The sequence below is a fragment of the Cobetia sp. SIMBA_158 genome, from assembly GCF_046566945.1.
Lineage (GTDB): Bacteria > Pseudomonadota > Gammaproteobacteria > Pseudomonadales > Halomonadaceae > Cobetia > Cobetia amphilecti.
Genome location: NZ_JAWJYL010001199.1, coordinates 1 through 231, shown reverse-complemented (window position 1 = coordinate 231; position 231 = coordinate 1). Strand labels below are relative to the sequence as shown.

At 42.4% G+C, this 231-nt stretch carries 1 protein-coding gene; it reads left to right on the top strand.

From position 1 onward, the window contains the following. Positions 1-27: 27 nt before the first annotated feature. Positions 28-231 (top strand): UDP-3-O-acyl-N-acetylglucosamine deacetylase (locus tag R2R70_RS23540; protein ID WP_410979425.1); only part of this gene is annotated, 204 nt, incomplete at its 3' end.

The following is a 231-nucleotide window of genomic DNA, read 5'->3' as shown; positions in this document are numbered from 1 at the left end:
CTGTAATAAATTTAAGTGAGCGAACCTATGATTAAACAGCGTACGATTGCAGAAGTAGTCAAAGCCATAGGAATTGGACTTCATAAAGGTGAGAAGGTCACAATAACTCTCCGACCTGCGAGCGCAAATACTGGGATTGTATTTCGTCGTGTCGACCTTGATCCGGTTGTTGAATTTGAAACAACACCTGAAGCCGTTGGCGATACGCAGTTGTGTACCTGTTTAATTAAC